Below are 1,220 nucleotides of genomic sequence, written 5' to 3'. Positions count from 1 at the left end.
TCGAGCCTGTCGTTGCCACCGCGTCCGGACAGGACATCGTTACCGTTTTGCCCCCAAAGCCCGTTGGCGCCTTCGTTCCCGCCCAGAAAATCCGCCTGTGCGGAGCCCAGCAGGTTCTCGACCGAGACGTAGCTGTCGCCCGTCGCTTCGCCTGTGTTGGTGCCGGTATAGCCAAGGTCCGCGCGCACTTGCGTGTTATATTCGGCGCTGTCGTAACCAGCCCCGCCATGCAGGATATCCGCGCCCGCGCCACCGTTTAGAACGTCGTTATCATCACCGCCATACAGTTTGTCGTTGCCGTTGCCGCCATAGAGCCTGTCGTTGCCGTCGCGCCCGACCAGAACATCATCGCCGCTGCCGCCCCAAAGGGTGTTGGCGCCGCTATCTCCCGCCAGAATGTCCGCATGTGAGGACCCCAGCAAGTTCTCGACCAAGAAGTAGCTGTCGCCCGCCGCTTCGCCCGTGTTGCTGCTGCTATACCCAAGATCCGCGCGCACGCCCGCCGATGTATGGGAATACTCGGCCCGATCGGTTCCATCCCCGCCGCGCAGGATATCCGCCCCCGCGCCACCGTGGAGACTGTCATTGCCTTCGCCGCCGTAGAGCGTGTCGTTATTGTCGCCACCGTACAGCGCATCATTGCCGCCACGTCCGACCAAAACGTCGTTGCCATTGTCGCCCCAGAGGGTGTTGGCCACTCCATTTCCTGCCAAATAGTCCGCGAAGTTGGAGCCCAGCAGGTTCTCGATCGAGATGTAGCTGTCGCCCGCCGCTTCGCCCGTGTTGCTGCTGCTATAGCCAATATCTGCGCGCACTTGCGAGATATATTCAGCACGGTCGATGCCTGTGCCGCCGTTGAGGACATCTGCCCCGTCACCGCCGCGCAGGCCATCATGGCCATGGCCACCTTCGAGGGTGTCGTTGCCGTCTTGACCATAGAGTAAGTCGTTGTCGTCGCCCCCCATCAGGATGTCCGTGCCGGTGCCGCCAACCAAAATATCGTTGCCCTCCAGACCGCGCAAACGATCATTTTCTGCGGTACCTATGAGGGTATCGCCCGCCGTTGTGCCCAGCATGTCAAGGCCAGTAAAGCCCGCAACTTGGACCGCAACACTGGTCACTGCCTCGTGGAACCCCCCGCCGTCATTAAAGTAAACGAGAACCGTCAGCACATGGCCTTCGTCCTCATCCGTGAGCGTATAAGTGGCCTCTTGCGCCCC

The 1,220-nt window shown here is 61.4% G+C and carries 1 protein-coding gene; it reads right to left on the bottom strand.

Annotation, left to right across the window (positions count from 1 at the left end; translation table 11 throughout):
• On the bottom strand, positions 1–1,220 hold a 1,220-nt coding region (locus AB9F27_RS21860), incomplete at both ends, for a calcium-binding protein (protein WP_369758197.1).

Origin of the sequence: Falsihalocynthiibacter sp. CO-5D18, assembly GCF_041205445.1 — a bacterium.
In the GTDB taxonomy this organism is placed as follows: domain Bacteria; phylum Pseudomonadota; class Alphaproteobacteria; order Rhodobacterales; family Rhodobacteraceae; genus Falsihalocynthiibacter; species Falsihalocynthiibacter arcticus.
This window is presented reverse-complemented; position numbering and strand designations above follow the sequence as displayed.